General features: G+C 70.2%; 12 protein-coding genes. 4 read left to right on the forward strand and 8 right to left on the reverse strand.

Going from position 1 to position 16,111, the window contains the following annotated elements:
• Positions 1-926: YeiH family protein (locus AC2H6A_RS11105; protein WP_484273487.1), on the forward strand; the 926-nt coding region annotated here is incomplete at its 5' end.
• A 58-nt stretch (positions 927-984) separates the two neighbouring features.
• Here the strand turns inward: AC2H6A_RS11105 and AC2H6A_RS11110 are convergent.
• The 3 genes from AC2H6A_RS11110 to AC2H6A_RS11120 form a co-directional block, all read right to left on the reverse strand.
• Positions 985-2,703 (reverse strand): dihydroxy-acid dehydratase domain-containing protein, encoded by a 1,719-nt coding sequence (locus tag AC2H6A_RS11110; RefSeq protein ID WP_484273489.1) that lies wholly within the window; start codon positions 2,701-2,703, stop codon positions 985-987.
• Positions 2,704-2,789: 86 nt separating this feature from the next.
• Entirely contained in the window at positions 2,790-4,163 is a 1,374-nt protein-coding gene (locus AC2H6A_RS11115) for a DUF1501 domain-containing protein (protein ID WP_484273491.1), read from the reverse strand.
• Between the two features lie 10 nt (positions 4,164-4,173).
• Positions 4,174-5,745, reverse strand: a complete 1,572-nt coding sequence (locus AC2H6A_RS11120) for a DUF1800 domain-containing protein (RefSeq protein ID WP_484273493.1) — start codon at positions 5,743-5,745, stop codon at positions 4,174-4,176.
• A gap of 498 nt (positions 5,746-6,243) precedes the next feature.
• Here AC2H6A_RS11120 and AC2H6A_RS11125 point away from each other — a divergent pair, with 498 nt between their 5' ends.
• Positions 6,244-7,617, forward strand: a complete 1,374-nt coding sequence (locus tag AC2H6A_RS11125) for a leucyl aminopeptidase family protein (RefSeq protein ID WP_484273494.1) — start codon at positions 6,244-6,246, stop codon at positions 7,615-7,617.
• Between the two features lie 51 nt (positions 7,618-7,668).
• Here AC2H6A_RS11125 and AC2H6A_RS11130 read toward each other — a convergent pair whose 3' ends face one another.
• Both AC2H6A_RS11130 and AC2H6A_RS11135 read right to left on the reverse strand, forming a co-directional pair.
• Positions 7,669-8,091 carry a PaaI family thioesterase gene (locus tag AC2H6A_RS11130; RefSeq protein ID WP_484273496.1) on the reverse strand — a complete coding sequence of 141 codons (423 nt, stop codon included), beginning with the start codon at positions 8,089-8,091 and terminating at the stop codon, positions 7,669-7,671.
• Positions 8,092-8,120: 29 nt separating this feature from the next.
• Positions 8,121-8,732: a LysE family translocator gene (locus tag AC2H6A_RS11135; RefSeq protein ID WP_484273498.1), complete on the reverse strand. Its 612-nt coding sequence runs from the start codon at positions 8,730-8,732 to the stop codon at positions 8,121-8,123.
• A 102-nt stretch (positions 8,733-8,834) separates the two neighbouring features.
• Between AC2H6A_RS11135 and AC2H6A_RS11140 the strand changes: the two genes are divergently transcribed.
• A complete protein-coding gene (locus AC2H6A_RS11140; RefSeq protein WP_484273500.1) occupies positions 8,835-10,703 on the forward strand; it encodes a potassium transporter Kup in 1,869 nt (622 codons plus the stop codon).
• A 16-nt stretch (positions 10,704-10,719) separates the two neighbouring features.
• Entirely contained in the window at positions 10,720-12,519 is a 1,800-nt protein-coding gene (locus tag AC2H6A_RS11145; RefSeq protein ID WP_484273502.1) for a YhgE/Pip domain-containing protein, read from the forward strand.
• 13 nt (positions 12,520-12,532) lie between these two features.
• On the opposite strand, the gene AC2H6A_RS11150 is transcribed toward AC2H6A_RS11145, so the two are convergent.
• The 3 genes from AC2H6A_RS11150 to AC2H6A_RS11160 form a co-directional block, all read right to left on the reverse strand.
• The gene (locus tag AC2H6A_RS11150) at positions 12,533-13,147 is read right to left on the reverse strand and encodes an ABC transporter ATP-binding protein (RefSeq protein ID WP_484273504.1); all 615 of its coding nucleotides are present in this window, start codon (positions 13,145-13,147) and stop codon (positions 12,533-12,535) included.
• Between the two features lie 24 nt (positions 13,148-13,171).
• Complete coding sequence (locus AC2H6A_RS11155) at positions 13,172-14,701, reverse strand: FecR domain-containing protein (protein ID WP_484273508.1); 1,530 nt, start codon at positions 14,699-14,701, stop codon at positions 13,172-13,174.
• The coding region (locus tag AC2H6A_RS11160) for a hypothetical protein (RefSeq protein WP_484273506.1) at positions 14,701-16,111 on the reverse strand (1,411 nt) is incomplete at its 5' end. The genes AC2H6A_RS11160 and AC2H6A_RS11155, both read right to left, overlap by 1 nt.

Here is a 16,111-nt window from a genome sequence, read left to right on the forward strand (position 1 = left end):
GGCAGTACGGCGGCCCTCAGTTCCTCTATGCGCTGCTGCTGGGCATGTCCCTGCACACGCTCGGCGACAGCGATCAGGCCCGGGCCGGCATCGAACTGTGCATGAAGTGGCTGCTGCGCCTGGGCGTGGCGCTGCTGGGCGCGCGCATCGCCCTGGCCGACCTCGCGTCCCTCGGCTGGGCCACCGGCCTGCTGGTGGTGGCCTGCGTGGCCTCCACCCTGGCCATGGGCTGCCTGCTCGCGAAGCTGCTGCGGCTGACGCCGGCGCAGGGCCTCCTCTCGGGCGGGGCCACCGCGATCTGCGGCGCCTCGGCGGCGCTGGCCATCGCCGCGGTGCTGCCGCGATCGCGCGACCAGGAGCGCTTCACGCTGCTGGTGGTGGTGGGCGTGTCCACGCTGTCAACCATCGCGATGCTGATCTACCCGATGATCACCGCCGCACTTGCGCTCCCGCCGACGCTCGCCGGCGTATTCCTGGGCGCCTCCATCCATGATGTGGCCCAGGTGGTGGGCGCGGCCTTCATCGCCGGCCCGTCAGTGGGCGAGCCGGCGGTCATCGTGAAGCTCGCGCGCGTGACGCTGCTGGCGGCGGTGGTGCTGGGCATCGGCATCTGGGCCCGCTCCGCCTTGCCGGCCGCCGACGACACCGTACCGCTGCGCAAGCCGGCGCTGCTGCCCTGGTTTCTGCTGGTGTTCCTGGCCCTGGCCGCGCTCAACACCCTGGGCGCCGTGCCCGCGGCGGCGCAAGGCCCGATCGGCGATGCGTCGCGCGCCCTGCTGGTGATGGCGATCGCCGCGCTCGGCCTGCGCACCTCGGTGGCGGCGCTGCGCGAGGCCGGCTGGCGGCCGCTGGCGATGATGGTGGGCGAAACCGTCTGGCTGGCGATGCTGGCCCTGGCCGGCGTGCTCTGGATGGCCGCGCGCTGAGCAGGCCGCGCTGAGCAGGCCGCGCGGGGCGCTGCGCCCGCGCGCGAGCCCGCCTCGCTCAGAGCACGCAGCCGAAGTGCGCCGAGGACACCAGGCGCACGTACTTGTCGTGCACCGAGCCCACACGCACCCGATCCGAAAGGTCGGGCGCACGCCAGTCGGCCATGCGGCGGGCGATCTCCTCGTCGGAAGCCTCGAGTTGCAGGGTGCGCGCGCCGGGATCGATCACGATGGTGTCGCCATCGCGCACTGCCGCGATCGGGCCGCCGCGGGCAGCCTCGGGCGAGATGTGGCCGATCAGGATCCCGTGCGAGACACCGGAGAACCTGCCGTCGGTGATCAGGGCGACATCCTCGGCCAGACCTCGGCCCTGCAGCTGGATGGTGAGCATCACCATCTCGGGCATGCCCGGCCCGCCCACCGGCCCGACATTGCGAACCACCACCACGGTACCCGGCACGATCTCGCCGGCGCGGATCGCCGCCATGGTGGCGGCCTCGGACTCGAACACCCGCGCCGTGCCGCGGAACACGCCCTTCTCGAGGGTCTTGCCCGAAAGCTTGAGCACGCAGCTCTGCGGCGCAATGTTGCCCTTGAGTACGCTGATGTGATTGTTGGGTGCAGCCAGCGGGCGCGACACCGGCCGCACGAGATCCTGCTCGCCGAGCTGCTCGAGCGTGGGCACATCGGCGAGGTTCTCCGCCAGGGTGCGACCGGTGACGGTCATCACATCACCATGGAGCAGACCGTGACGCAGCAGTTCCTTCATGACCAACGGCACGCCGCCGAGCTGATGCAGACTCACCATCGCGTAGCGGCCATGCGGCTGCAGGTTCGCGATCAGCGGCACGCGCTCGCCCACCGCCTGGATGTGCTCGATGGTGATCGGCACCTGCGCCTCGCGGGCGATGGCCAGCAGATGGAGGTAGACATTGGTGGAGCCGCCCATGGCATACACCGTGGTGATGGCGTTCTCGAATGCCTTGACGGTCATGATGTCGCGCGGACGGATGCCGGCGGCCATGAGACGGTAGAGCGCATCCACGCTGGCGCGGGCCTGGGCGCGGACATCGGGGTGGATGTCGCTCCTGGCGTCGAAGTCGGCGGGATGCGAGGCGCCGTGCGGCAGCATCATGCCGATCGACTCGGCCACGGTGCTCATGGTGTTCGCCGTGAACATCGCGCCGCAGGTGCCGCTGCCCGGCATCACATTGCGTTCGAGCTCGAGCAGTTCCTGTGCCGATATGCGCCCGGCCTCCTGCGCGGCCCGGCCCTCGGCGTAGTCCATGATGGTGATGTTGTTGCCCTTGGAGGCCCAGGGCTCGAAGGGCACCTGCCCTGGCGAGCTCGTGCCCGGATACAGCACCAGTCCGAAGGCATTGGTGCGCGCGAGCGGCATGAGCGCAGCCGCGCCGGTCTTGTCGCAGCCCGAGATCACGATCATGGCCTCGCCGTGGTGGGCGTAGTGGCCGATCTCGAAGCAGTCGGCCGCGACATCGCGCGAGACCAGGCTGTAACCGGCAGTGGGCGTGCCCTGGGTGAGCGCATCGGACACGGCCGGTGCACCCACCACCAGGCCCTGCCCGCCGCGCTCGGCGAGCAGATCGATCAGCAGGTCGGTGACTGTGCGCACCCGGTTGTTGCAGCGGTGGGCGTTGGTCCAGGCACTGGCGATGGTGACCACCGCATTGGTGTCGGCGGCCTTGTCGGGATCGAAGCCGGCGGCTCGCAGTTCGACGCGGGATTTCTTCCAGAAGATGGGGCTGTCTTGGCTCATGGCGCATCCTTGAGAGGGCGGCGCTCAGGGTAATGCAGCCCGCGGCCTGCGGCCAGCGCGGGGCCGGTCTGGTGGACCGGACCGGCTCAGCCGAACAGGCCGATGTTGCGCACCGAGTAGTTCCCGATCTGCGGCAGCACCGTGGGCAGGTCGGTTGCCGACACCCCGAACCAGGTAGCCAGGGTGGCGCCGAGCTGATCCACCGCAGTGGTCGGCAGCAGCCGGCCCTGGCCGACATCATCCGGTCCGTTGTTGGCCAGCACGGGAGCACTGCCAACCAGGCGACGACCGCGCACCGCGCCGCCCATGACCAGGTGATGGGCGCCCCAGCCGTGATCGGATCCGTCACCGTTGGAAGTGAGCGTGCGTCCGAAGTCGCTGGCAGTGAAGGTGGTGACCTGGTTCTGAAGGCCGAGTTCGGTCAGCGCCGCGTCGAAGGCCTGCAGGGCACCGGCAAGCTGGGTGAGCAGCGCGGGATGGTCGACCAGCAGGTTGTCGTGGTTGTCGAAGCCGCCCAGGCTCACGAAGAACACCTGCCGACGCGCGCCGAGCGTGGCCCGCGCCGAGAGCATGCGCGCCACCATGCGCAACTGCCCACCGAGGCCGGTGCCCGGGAACACCGTGCTCAGCGTGGGGGCGGCAGCCAGCGCCGCGCCGACCTCGGTGCTGGCGCTGATCGAGCGGCTGACCAGGCGGGCGTGTTCGCGCTCATGCAGGTTGCTGCCCGATGCGCTGGTGCTCAGGGCGCGCAGCGCCTGCGCGGCCGCCGCCGAGCCGAAGAGGGTGGCGCCGATCCCGGTGATGGCGGTGGCCCCGGTGCTGCTCATCTGGTACTGCACCGCAGATCGGCCGGCGAGGTAGACCGCATTGCCCGAGACGCTGATGCAGGTGAAGGTGGCATTGCCATTGCCGGCCGCGAACAGGTCGCCGATGCGTCCACCCCAGCCCGAAGTGGCGCCCTCGGGCAGGCAGGACTGCCAGACCGACTGCTGGTCGTTGTGCGAGAAGAGCTTGGGCGGCAGCGGCACCGATCGGGCGGTGTACTGGGCCTTGGTGGTGGGCTGCACCAGCGGCCCCACATTGAGCAGCACCGCCAGGCGGCCGGCATCGAACACCGGCAGCAGGGGCGCAAGCTCGGGCGCCAGCGCGAGCTGCTGGCCACCCGACAGCGGATTGAGCGGGTTGAGCACCGTGCCCGCGAGCCGGCTGCGGGCGATCGCGAGCGTGGAACGCAGCGTGGCGTAGTTGGCGTGGCCGGCCGCGTCATAGGGGATGACGGTATTGCCATGGTCGTTCCCGCCGAACAGGAACACGCAGACCAGCGACTTGTGATCGCCTGCCGATTGTGCAGCGGCCTCGCCGATGGCTGCCAGGCTGAGCGCAAGCGGCGCCGCAGCGCCGCCGATACCCAGGGCGGCAGCGCGCCGCAGGAACTCCCGTCGGCTGGCGGCAGCGGTCATCGCAGCGTTCTCACTTCTGGACCAGATACTCGGGGCAGGCCATCACCAGCAGCACCGCGGCGCGCACCCGGTTCAGGCGCTGCGCGTCGGTGCCCGCGGGCATGGCCGCCAGCGCGCTCACCACGGTGGCGAGGGCCGCTGCGCCGAGCTGATTGGCGGCCAGCACCAGATTGAGCTCGGTCACCAGCGCCACCGGATCACCGGCCAGCGGCAGCCAGACCGTGTAGTCGGGGCGAAGGTCGGCCCCGGCCAGCGTCGTGGTGCTGGCAATCGCGGTCTGCATGAAGTTGAGGTAGCCCGCCACACTGGTCTCGGTGGCGATCTGCATCTCGGGCGAGACCAGCCCTGCAGCGGCGAGCGCGGTGCCCGGCGGCACATAGCCGGGCCGGTAGAAGTTGAACACCGAACTGCTCTGCAGCGGGCTCTGCCCGAGGCGGGTGGCCGGATCGGACAGGCTGCCCAGCGCCCAGCGTCCCGAGGGCGAACTCACGCCGAAGGCGCGTGCCCACTGGGTGAACCGCAGCACCGGCTCGCGCAGCTTGCCGCCGCCGTTGGCGCTGGTCGGACTCCTCGCCTCGGGATCAAGCAGCAGCGCCCTGAGCACCGCACGCAGATCGCCCCGCACACCGGCGCCGTTGTTGGCGAAGACCGCCGCCACCCGGCCGACATACCCTGGCGAGGGATTGGCGCAGACCAGGCGCTGGATGAGCTGGCGCGAGATGAAGGGACCCACATTGGGATGCGCGACCAGCGTGTCGAGGGCGATGGCAAGACTGGCCGGGCCCGAGGTGCCCGCGGGAATGGTCACGCCCAGGAAGGACTTGGCACCCGTCTCGTGGCGACCGGCCACATGGGCCATGGCGGTGATCGCACGCACCGGCGTGGTGTCGTCGATGCCTGCCCCGCTGACATAGTCCCAGCCGGTGAACACCCGGGCGAGCCCGGACACATCATCGGACTCGTAGGTGTCCACGGGCGCGCCATTCACCAGACGCGGCGTGCCATCGGGATCGAGCACCTGCAGGCCCACGGTGAAGAGCTGCATCACCTCACGGGCGTAATTCTCGTCGGGCTGGCGGCCGGTGGCGTCGGCCTTCTGGCTGCCGCGCATCGACAGGTACACACCCATGGCGGGCGATAGCGTGACCGCCTCCAGCAAGGCCCTGAACCGGCCGAAGGCATGCTCATCGAGGATGTCGAGAAACCGTGCGGCGGCAAAGGCTGGCCAGGGCGTGGTGATGCCGGGAATCGACACCACCATGATCTGCGACAGCGCGTAGACCATGCGCTGGCGCAACTGGTCGCTGCGGGTCAGGAATGATCGCCAGATCGCGTAGTTGGCGTGGGTGTTGGCCGTGGCAAAGCTGCTGGCCTCATAGCCCTGGGCGCGCAGCCACTCGACCATCGTCTGCCCGCGTGGCATCGCAAGCTGCTCGTCGACCCAGGCGCTGGCGCCCATCGCCTGCGTGCGCGCCACCTCGGTCCTGGTGGCGCCGAAGCTGGCCTGCCCGAGCAGCCGCGAGGCCGCGGCCAGATCGAAAGGCTGGACCGCAGCCGGCACCGGGGCGGGTGACGGGGCCACGGAAGGCGCGTTTGCCGGCGATGCGGAAGGCGCGGGCGAGACCGCGACCGGGGCGGGCACCGGATTGTCCCCCGCGGTGACCGGCATGGGCAGCGGCCCGCCCCCGACACCCGTCATCGAGGGAGCCGAGGCAGGTGCACCGGAATCGGCCGCGCCGCAGCCCGCCAGCATGATCAGCGACGCCACGGTCAGACCGGTCTGCGGCGCGCGCGGGCGACGGGCCACGCCGGGCGCAGCGGCGACCGGCCGCGGCGGCGCGTCCGCGGCCGGGGCGGGCAACGCCCTCTCGGCGGCTGGGTCTGCTTGCATGGGGGGTCCTCGGCGGCGGTAAAACGGAACTCGCCGCGGGGCGGGCGGAACTTGAGCCCCCATGCTTGCGCACGCTCGGTCCGCCACGGCCGGGGCCCGGATGAACGGCGGTTCCTGGCCGATGGGCCGCGGCATCGACCAGGAAGCGTCGTATGCTTGCCGGCATCGCCTTCCGCGTCTTTCACCGCCATGACCGTCGTCCTGCGCAAGCCCGTTCCGGGCGCCGTTCCCGTTCATCTCGTCGATCGCGAGTCGTTCCCGGCGCTGATCGGGCAGCAGACGCCCGTCACCCGCCGCTGGCTCGCTGCCTGCGGCTTCAAGGGCGCGCCCGACAGTCACGCGCTGGTGCCCGATGAGCAGGGCGCGCTTCGCGAGGTCTGGGTCGGCGTGCACGGCGCGGCCCACCCCTGGGTGTTGTCGGCCCTGCCCCGTGGCCTGCCCGAGGGGCGCTATCGGCTCGGCACCGAGGGGCTGCCGCCCGATCCGCAGGCTGCAGCGCTGTCCTGGGCGCTCGGCAGCTATGCCTTCAGCCGCTACAAGGCGCCACGCCGGGCGGCCGCCGAACTGATGATCGCGCCGGGCGCGGCCGCGTCGCAGGGGCTGCTCACGGCATCGGCGATCAGCCAGGCACGCGACCTGATCAACACCCCCGCGGAGGACCTTGGCCCGGCCGAACTGGCCGATGCGGTCAAGGCGGTGGCCAGCGCCCATGGCGGCCGCTTCCGCCAGATCGTCGGGGAGGAGCTCCTCGAGGCAGGCTTTCCGGCCGTGCACGCGGTGGGTCGCGCCGCCAGCCGGGCTCCTCGGCTGATCGAGCTCACCTGGGGCAGCCCGAAGGCGCGACGCCTCACCCTGGTGGGCAAGGGCGTGTGCTTCGATTCCGGCGGCCTGGACATCAAGCCGCCCGAGGGCATGCGTCAGATGAAGAAGGACATGGGCGGAGCCGCAACCGCGCTGGCCCTGGCGCAGCTGGTGATGGCCAGCAAGCTGCCGGTGCGGCTGCAGCTGCTGATCCCGGCGGTCGAGAACGCCATCGCGGGCAATGCCTACCGCCCCGGCGACATCATCCGCACCCGTCAGGGTCTGCACATCGAGATCGGCAACACCGACGCCGAGGGTCGGGTGATCCTGTGCGATGCGCTCGCCTACGGTGCGCAGTCGCGTCCCGAGCTGATGATCGACCTGGCCACGCTCACCGGCGCGGCACGGGTGGCACTGGGTCCGCAGCTGCCGGCGCTCTTCTGCCGGCGGATGGCGCTGGCCCGCGAGATCGTCGACCTGGGGCTGAGCACGGAAGACCCGCTGTGGCACCTGCCGCTGTGGCCGGACTACCGCCGCGGCATCGAGAGCGAGATCGCCGACATCGTCAACACCGGGCGCAACGCCATGGGCGGGGCGATCAACGCGGCGCTGTTCCTCGAGCACTTCGTGCCGGCGGAGATCGACTGGCTGCACATCGACCTCTTCGGCTGGAATGACGCACCCAGACCGGGCCGCCCGGTGGGCGGCGAGGCCCAGACCGTACGCACCCTGTTCAGCTATCTGGGCAAGCGCTTCGGCTGAGGGCCGGCGCGCCCGTCACCGCCACGGCCTTCCGCCCGGCATGCCGCGGGTTCAGGCCCCGGCGGTGCGCGGCGCGAACAGCCGGAAGGTGCCCTGAGCCAGCGCCACCGTGGTGCCCTGCGCGTCGGTGAGCTCGGCGCGCACGAAGGCCGTGCGCCCGGTGCGGCTGACGGTGTGGGCGCGACACTGGAACGGCGCCTGACGGGCAGGCGCGGTGTACTGGATGCTGCAGTCGACGGTGGCGCTGCCGCTGCCTTCCTCGCCGTTGGAGAGCGCGGCGAAGGCCATGGTGGTGTCCATCACCGTGAACACGATGCCACCGTGGGGCTGCCCGGGCGTGGGCCAGCACATCGGCTGCTCGGGGGCGAGGCTCGATGCGGCCTGCCCGTCGGCAACCGATTGCAGACGGATGCCGGTGGTGCGGTAAAGGGGATTGGCGTTGTGCCGCGCCAGGGTCTCGTCCGTGAATCTCACCAGAAGTCTCCGTTTGGAAAAGCGCCGGTTCAGCCCCGAAGGGGCAGCAGCACGCCGATGGCGATGAAAAGGGCACCGCAGGCCCGATTGAAGGTCCGACCCACACGCCCGAGCCAGCCGCTGAAACGATGGGCCGTCGCGGCGAGCAGTCCCTCGGTGAGCGCTTCCACCACGGCGAATGTGCCCGCCATGAGCAGGAATTGCGGGACCAGGCTGCGCTGTGGATCGATGAACTGCGGCAGGAAAGCCGCAAAGAAGAGCACCCCCTTGGGATTGGTGAGCGCGGCGAGCAACCCCTGCCGCCAGAGGGTCCAGGGCGATACCGGATCGGCCGGAGCACCGAGATGCAGCCGGATCGGCGGTGCGCGCCACACCTGGACGCCCAGCCACGCGAGATAGCCTCCCCCCGACCACTGCAGGGCCTGCAGCCAGACCGGCGAGGATGCCAGCAACGCACCGATGCCGAAGAGCGACAGCGCGATCAGCGCGACGAAGCCGAAAGCGCCCCCGGCGATGGTGGCGAGCGTCGGGCGCCAGCCGTACAGCGCGCCGTGGGTAAGGGCGAGCAGGCTGTTGGGGCCCGGCGACAGCGACAGGCCGGTGGCAGCCAGCAGGTAGAGCAACCAGGTCTCCAGGGACATGACGCGGGGCGGGGGCGGGGCACGCGCGGGAATGGCCGAAGAGGCGCACAATAGCGGAAACAACATCACGGGGAGGCAGCCTTCGGGCTGCCTTTTTGCGTCATGAGCCCTTCCAGGTCCTCCCTGGGCGCCCTCACCCTGGGTGCCATCGGCGTCGTCTACGGCGACATCGGCACCAGCGTGCTGTATGCCGTCAAGGAGGTGTTCCACACCGGACACCTGGCCCTGACTCCCGAGAACATCTACGGCGTGCTGTCCATCTTCGTCTGGACGCTCACGCTCATCGTGTCGCTGAAGTACGTCACCCTGGTGCTGCGGGCCGACAACCATGGCGAGGGTGGGCTGGTGGCCATGCTGGCGCTGGCCTCCCAGTCGGTGCGCGACAAACCGCGGCTGCGCAGCGCGATGCTGCTGATCGGCATCTTCGGCACCTGCCTGTTCTACGGCGACGGGGTGATCACCCCGTCGATCTCGGTGCTCTCGGCGGTGGAGGGCCTCGAGGTGGTCTCGCCGGCCCTGCGCAGCGCCGTGATTCCCATCACCCTGGTGATCCTGCTGGCGCTGTTCGCGGTGCAGAAGCGCGGCACCGCGGGCATCGGCCGGCTCTTCGGACCGATCACGCTGGTCTGGTTCGTGGTGATCGCGGTGCTGGGCGTGGCCAAGATCATCGATCACCCCGAGATACTCTGGGCGGTCAGCCCGCACCATGCCCTGCGCTTCATCTGGGAACAACCGGGCACCACCTTCATCATCCTGGGTGCGGTGGTGCTGTGCGTCACCGGCGGCGAGGCGCTCTATGCCGACATGGGGCACTTCGGCAAGAAGCCCATTCGCCTTGCCTGGTTCTCGGTGGTGATGCCGGCGCTGATCCTGAACTACTTCGGCCAGGGCGCGCTGTTGCTCAGCGACCCGCAGGCGGTGAGCAATCCCTTCTACAAGATGGCGCCCAGCTGGGCGCTGCTGCCGCTGGTGGGCCTGGCGACCATGGCCACGGTGATCGCCTCGCAGGCGCTGATCACGGGCGCCTTCAGCGTGACCAAGCAGGTGATCCAGCTCGGCTACCTGCCTCGCCTGCAGATCCAGCACACCAGCATCAAGGACACCGGCCAGATCTACATCCCCTTCGTCAACTGGGGGCTGTTCGCAGCCATCGTGCTGGCCGTGGCCCTGTTCAAGAACTCCAGCAATCTCGCCGCGGCCTACGGCATCGCGGTCACCCTCGACATGCTGATCACCACGGTGCTCACCTTCTTCGTGATCCGCTACGGCTGGGGCTATCCCTGGGTGCTGTGCGTGGCCGCCACCGGCTTCTTCTTCATCATCGATCTGGCCTTCTTCAGCTCGAACCTGCTCAAGCTCGCCGACGGCGGCTGGTTTCCGCTGCTGATCGGCGGCGCGGTATTCCTGCTGATGACCACCTGGCACGAAGGGCGCCGACTGCTCAACCGATCCCTGGAGGCCGATGGCCTCGAACTCTCGGGCTTTCTCGACGCGGTGTTCGCAGTGCCGCCGGCACGGGTGGAGGGCACTGCCGTGTTCCTGTCGGCGCAGCCCGGCACGGTGCCGCACGCGCTGCTGCACAACCTCAAGCACAACAAGGTGCTGCACGAGCACAACCTGTTCGTGACCGTGCGCAGCCACGAGATACCCTGGGTGGGACTCGACAAGCGCCTGGAGATCGAACCGCTGGGCCACAACGCCTGGCAGGTGGTGGTGAACTACGGCTTCAAGAACGACCCCGATCTGCCCCTGGCGCTCGAGCAGCTCAAGGGCCGTGGCGTGGCGCTCGAGCCGATGACCACCAGCTACTTCCTGTCGCGCGATATCGTGATCCCCACCCTGGGCGGGGGCATGGCGCCCTGGCGCGAGCGCCTGTTCGCCCAGATGCACCTGAACGCCAGCGCCGCAGCCGAATTCCTGAAACTGCCCAATAACGCAGTGGTGGAGCTCGGCAGCAAGATCGCGATCTGAGGGGCATCACGCCGCCATGTCCGTGCTGCGCGATGCGCTCGCCGTCGCCCGCCTCGAGAGCGGCCTGCTGGCGCGGTTCCCGCGTTTCCGCCTGTCGCTGGCGGGCATCGTCCTGATCCCTGCGCTGTATGCGCTGATCTACCTCGAATCGGTCTGGGATCCCGCCAGCCGCACCGGTGCGCTGCCGGCCGTGATCGTCAATCTCGACCAGGGTGCGCGCTTTCACGGCACCCAGGTCCATCTTGGCGAAGAGCTGAGCCGCACCCTGCAGCAACGCCGCGCCTTCGGCTTCACCATGGGCGAGAACGAGGCGCAGGCGCGCCGCGATGTGCGCGCCGGTCGCACCCTGTTCGCGCTGATCATCCCGAAGGACTTCAGCGCCGAGGCGCTGGCCGGGGAGCGGCCCGGTGGCGGCAAGCTCGTGGTGTACGCCTCCGAGGGCAACAACTACACCGGTGCCGGCTTTGCACGGCGCTTCGCCGATGAGCTCGGCCATCGGGTGAACGAAGCCATCAACGAGCGCCGGTGGTCTCTGGTGCTGGGCGAAGCCGCGGGCACCGGTGATCGCCTGCAGCAGTTCCGGGCCGGACTCGCGCAACTGCGTCAGGGCGCACAGGCGCAGACACAGGGGCTGGCGCAGGCGGCAGACGCAAGCGAGCGACTGGTCACGGGCGCTGCGCAGCTCGCCGAAGGCACCGTCCAGTTCGTCGATGGAGCGCGCCGATCGGCGGCCGGCGTGAAACAGCTCGCCGAACGGGCCGGTGCCCTCGATTCACAGGCCCGCGGCGCCATGCTCGCCCTGGGCCCCGGTGCCGGCGCGCAACTGCCCGAGGAAACCGGTCAGACCACCATCGCTCCGCTGCCCGGCGGCACGGCGAGCGTGGCACGACCCTCTGGCGCCGAGATCACTCGCAGCCTCATGCCGCTGACCGAAGGGCTCAGCGCACTGACCGCAGGCCTGACAGGCCTGAGCGCGGCCCTGCCCGTCGACGAACAGTTCGAGCCGCTCACCACGGGCGCCCGGCAGCAGGTGGAGGCTTCGCGGCAATTTGCTGCCGGCGCTGTCGAACTGAAGGCGGGCGCGCTGCGCCTGAACGCGGGCCTTGAACTGCTCGCCGCGTCGCTGCCCACCCAGGTCGAATCGATCGGGGGCACGGCGCGGGGCCTGGCGGCCTCGGTGGAGCCCGAGGTGCAGATCGACGCGCCGGTGAGCAACGAAGGCACCGGTTTCGCACCCAATTTCCTGCCGCTGGCGCTGTGGCTGGGCGCAGTGATGACCGGCTTCATCGTCAACCTCAGGCGGCTGCCTCGGGAGGTCGAGTCCATTGGCCGGCCGGCACTGCTGCTCGGCAAGGCCTGTCTGCCGGTGCTGGTCGTGCTGGCGCAGGCACTGGCCGTACTGCTCATGTCGCGGTTCGCGCTCAACATCCAGGCCGCCCACCCCGTGGGTCTGGTGCTGACGCTGGCCGCGGCCTCGGTGTGCTTCATGCTGATCACGCTCGCGCTGGTGCGCGCCTTTGGCGATGCCGGCATGGCGCTGGCCTCCATGCTGCTGATCGTTCAGCTGTCGTCGGCCGGCGGCATCGTGCCCATCGAACTGACCAGCGAGTTCTTCCGGCACCTCAATCCCTGGCTGCCCTTCACATGGGTGGTACGGGCGGTGCGGGCGAGCATGTTCGGTGCCTTCGACAGCGAGTGGCTGTCGGCCCTGGGTCTGGTGGTGCTTGCCGCGCTGGCGGCCGGGCTGTTGGCAACCTGGGTGGGCCGCTGGCGCTTCGTGCCCGGCAACGACTACCGGCCGGCGCTCGATCTCTGAGCAGGCGCGCGGCTCAGTCGCCGAGCGCTATCTGCGCCGTGAGGGGCGCATCGGCCAGTTCCTCGGGCAAGGCGTGATCGGCCACCACCAGGGCCTGGGTCGATGAGCCCGCGGCCTCCTTGAACAGGCCGCCCAGGAAGCGGCGTGAAGGCAGGTCGAGCGCGCTGAAGGGCGTTTCCAGCAGCACCAGCGCGGCGCCGCAGGCGAGGGCCGCACTGAGCCAGACCTTCCGGCGGGTGCCGGTGGACAGCATGAACAGGCCCTTGTCGAGCTGTGCCTCGAGGGCAAACCCCTCGATCAGTCGGCGCTCACGGGCAGCATCCCAGCGTGCATGCTCAGCGCGCCGCCGGGCCAGCCACTGGCGGGCGGTGAGCGCGTCATCCGCCGGGTTGTCGGGCTTGACGGCAAACAGCGACGGAACCTCCCGCTCGAGCCGGCCCGCGGTGACCGCGAGGTCGCCCGCCAGCAGCCGCAGCAGGGTGGTCTTGCCCCGTCCATCGCCACCGAGGATGAGCGACAGGCCAGGCCCGATCTCGAAGCTCAGGCCCTCGAAGACCGTCTGCTCGGGGTAGGCAAAGCCCAGCGCGTCAGCGCACAACCGCACCGGGGATGGCAAGCTCGGGGACATCGGTCGCGCGGACGAGCGGCGGGCTCAGCGCACGCACTGACCGGGGAAGAGCCGCGGCCGCTGCAGTTCGCGGTCGACTTCCATGAAGCGCGGCGCCGCTGGCAGCACCCGCGGCGGCGCCGTGGTGCCGAGCACGGGCGCGAATCCGCCCTGGCTGGCGGGGATGAAGATCCGGCCGGTGGGGTTGCCCATGGTGATCACGCCCTCGAAGACCGCGGCATAGATGCCGGCACCCGGGCGCTGGGTGCTGATGGGCGGACGCACTGCGTCCACCGGCAGGTCGGCCGGATCGAACAGGCCGCGCACATTCGGCATGGGCGCGCTTCCCGGCGCGAGCTGCACCGGAAGACGAAGGCCTTGGTGGGCCGGCCTTGCGGGGGCGCCATCCTCCTGGGCCGGCGCCCAGCGCGGCCAGACCGCCGCGACATCCAGCCGCGAGGCCACTCCTGGCTGCGGCGTGCAGGCGAGCGACTCGTCGAACGGCAGGCTGCCGGATGAAGGCACCGGCACGCCGGGTCGGGCAGGCTCGGCGCCAGCACCCGACTGGCTCGCCGGATCGAACAGACGCGCCGGCTGGCCGGGTCGCAGCGAGCGCAGCGCCGTCGTCGACAGCACATCTGACTGGCCGCTTCGCAGCAGGGCGGAGCTCTCGTCGCAGGCGAAGCCGGCACTGCGCGCGGGCCGCTCGCAGCTCACATCCAGCGTGGCGCTCTGGCGCATGCCGATCAGCTCGCCGGCATTGACCAGCAGGCCGTAGAGCCGGGCTCCAGGCTGCGGCGGCGTGGCCAGGCGCAAGGCGCCGCGCAGCAGGTCCAGGCGGATGGCCCGACGACCGCGCTCGTCTTCCTCGGCCCGCAAGGCGAGTTCGGTGCCAGGCCCCATCACCACGCGCGTGCCGTCATCCAGACCCAGCACGGCCTCGGTCTCGGTCGTGGTGATCACCTCGCCCAGGAACACCGCAGAGCTCACGCTGGCTTCGGCCGTGGCAACGCCATCACGGGTGCGCGCCAGAGGCTGGGCGGTGGCCAGCACCTGGCCAAGCCGGCCGGACTGCGGCAGCACGCCCTCGGGCACCGGATCAGGTTCGGCGGCGCAGGCCTCGTCACACAGCCGCACCGCAAAGTCGGTGCCGCGGATGCCGATGGTGGTGTCGTTCACCTGCAGCTGGTAGGCGGCGTCGTTGCCGCGCTTGCCGATCTGGCCGGAGACATTGCGCAGCCAGCCCTTGAGCAATTGCACCGACATCTGATCATTGGCGGGATCATCGGCCTTGTAGCTGTAGCCCCGGATGATCATCGCGCTCTCGGGGCGCAGCGCCACGCGCGACCCATCGGCAAAGACCAGAAGGGCGAAGGCGCCCTTCTGGGTGCCGACGGTGTCGCCCACCTTGAGTTCGGTGCCCACCGACACCAGCCGCGGCTGGCCGCCGGCCGGCTGCGCAAAGACCGTGCCGGTGACACTGCGCAGCACCGCCGCCACGGTGTTGGCCCAGGCCGATGACTGGCCAAGGACCATCAGCAACACGAACAGGGCGCCGAGGCGAGCCTGCCACATCAGCACGCCGGCTCCTTCTGGTCGGTCTTGTCCTTCTTGTCCTCCTTCACATGACGGACTTCGCGCGAGGAGGACTTGTCGGCCGGTGCATCAGGCAACTCGAGAGAACGCACGGTGGAGCGGCGCACTACCGGAAGGTCGGTAGCGCCGGTGCTCGCGGTCCCGCTGCCGGTGCTGCCGGCATTGCTGCTGCTGCCGCTGGAGCTGCTGCCGCTGGAGCTGGAGCTGCTGGAGCCCGCAGCGGAACCGTTGCTGGTGCCGTTACCGGTGGAACTCGATCCGGATGTGCTGCCGGTTCCGCTGCCGCTCGAACCCGCCGAGCTGCCGCCCCCCGACACGGCGCCAGAGCCCGACAAGCCGCTGGTCGAGGACGCCGAGCTTGTCTGTGTCCCGGCCTGTGTGGTGAGCAGGGCGGTCTGGATAGCGGAGGCCGCCGACGGATCCGGGGCCATGGTCGGGAAAGGCAGGCTCTGCAAGACACCACCGACATCAGCCTTGAGTTGGGTGGTCAGGAAGCCCGCCAACGCGGTGCCGCTGGTGGTCATGCCGGCGAAGGTGCCGCTCAACGAGCCACTGCTGAGCACCGTGAAGCTGTCCGAGGCTGCAGGGATGAACCCGTCGACACTGCTCATCGAGAGCGTGCCGCCAAGACGAGCTGCGCCCTCGACGGCGAGACTGTCGTAGCTGCCTGCTCGGGTACCGCCGAGTTCGAGGGCGACATTGGCGCCCGAACCCAGGGTGAGATCGCCACCGATGCCGATGGCGCCCGGGGAATTTCCCGGCGCGAGCATGCCACCGTTCACGCTGACCGAGCCGGTGATCCGCCCAGTGCCCTGAAGGCTGCCGCCGTCGATCACCACAGCCTCGGCGGCCAGCGTGGGCGGCGTGGCCGGCGTCACGCCGTCGGCGCCCAGGCGGGTGGCGCCGGCGGTCTGCGCATAGCGCCCGGCCAGGGTGGTGATGCCGTCAGCGAGCGTCACCCGGCCGCTGTTGGTCACCGAACCCACGCGGTTGATGCCGGAGAGCGCAACCGTACCGGCATTGACCAGTTGCCCCTCGAGGGTGCTGCCCGCCAGTTGCAGCGCACCCAGGTTGTTGAGCGTACCCGAGCCGCTGACGGTGCGGCCTGAGAGGTCGAGACTGACCCCGGCGCCCACCGTCAGGCGGCCCTGGTTGCTGATCCGCGCAGCCTCCAGCCCGCGAGCCGCCAGGACGAGATCCCCCGCATTGGTCAAGGACTGCAGCCGCACCGCGAGCGCCTCGCCATCGAACACCACCGGAACGCCGCTGGTCGACGGGATCAGCACCGAGGCCACATTGGCGCCTTCGGGCATCACATCCCAGTTTGCCGGGTTGCTCCAGGCGCCGCCGGCAATGCCGCGGAAGACCGATTGCGGCCGCACCTCAATG

The organism is Quisquiliibacterium sp. (assembly GCF_982640115.1).

Excerpts from the sequence above, each read along its gene's own strand:
- AC2H6A_RS11110 (WP_484273489.1), bottom strand. The coding sequence starts at position 2,703 with ATGAGCCAAGACAGCCCCATCTTCTGGAAGAAATCCCGCGTCGAACTG.
- AC2H6A_RS11115 (WP_484273491.1), bottom strand. The coding sequence starts at position 4,163 with ATGACCGCTGCCGCCAGCCGACGGGAGTTCCTGCGGCGCGCTGCCGCC.
- AC2H6A_RS11125 (WP_484273494.1), top strand. The coding sequence starts at position 6,244 with ATGACCGTCGTCCTGCGCAAGCCCGTTCCGGGCGCCGTTCCCGTTCAT.
- AC2H6A_RS11135 (WP_484273498.1), bottom strand. The coding sequence starts at position 8,732 with ATGTCCCTGGAGACCTGGTTGCTCTACCTGCTGGCTGCCACCGGCCTG.
- AC2H6A_RS11140 (WP_484273500.1), top strand. The coding sequence starts at position 8,835 with ATGAGCCCTTCCAGGTCCTCCCTGGGCGCCCTCACCCTGGGTGCCATC.
- AC2H6A_RS11145 (WP_484273502.1), top strand. The coding sequence starts at position 10,720 with ATGTCCGTGCTGCGCGATGCGCTCGCCGTCGCCCGCCTCGAGAGCGGC.
- AC2H6A_RS11150 (WP_484273504.1), bottom strand. The coding sequence starts at position 13,147 with ATGTCCCCGAGCTTGCCATCCCCGGTGCGGTTGTGCGCTGACGCGCTG.
- AC2H6A_RS11155 (WP_484273508.1), bottom strand. The coding sequence starts at position 14,701 with ATGTGGCAGGCTCGCCTCGGCGCCCTGTTCGTGTTGCTGATGGTCCTT.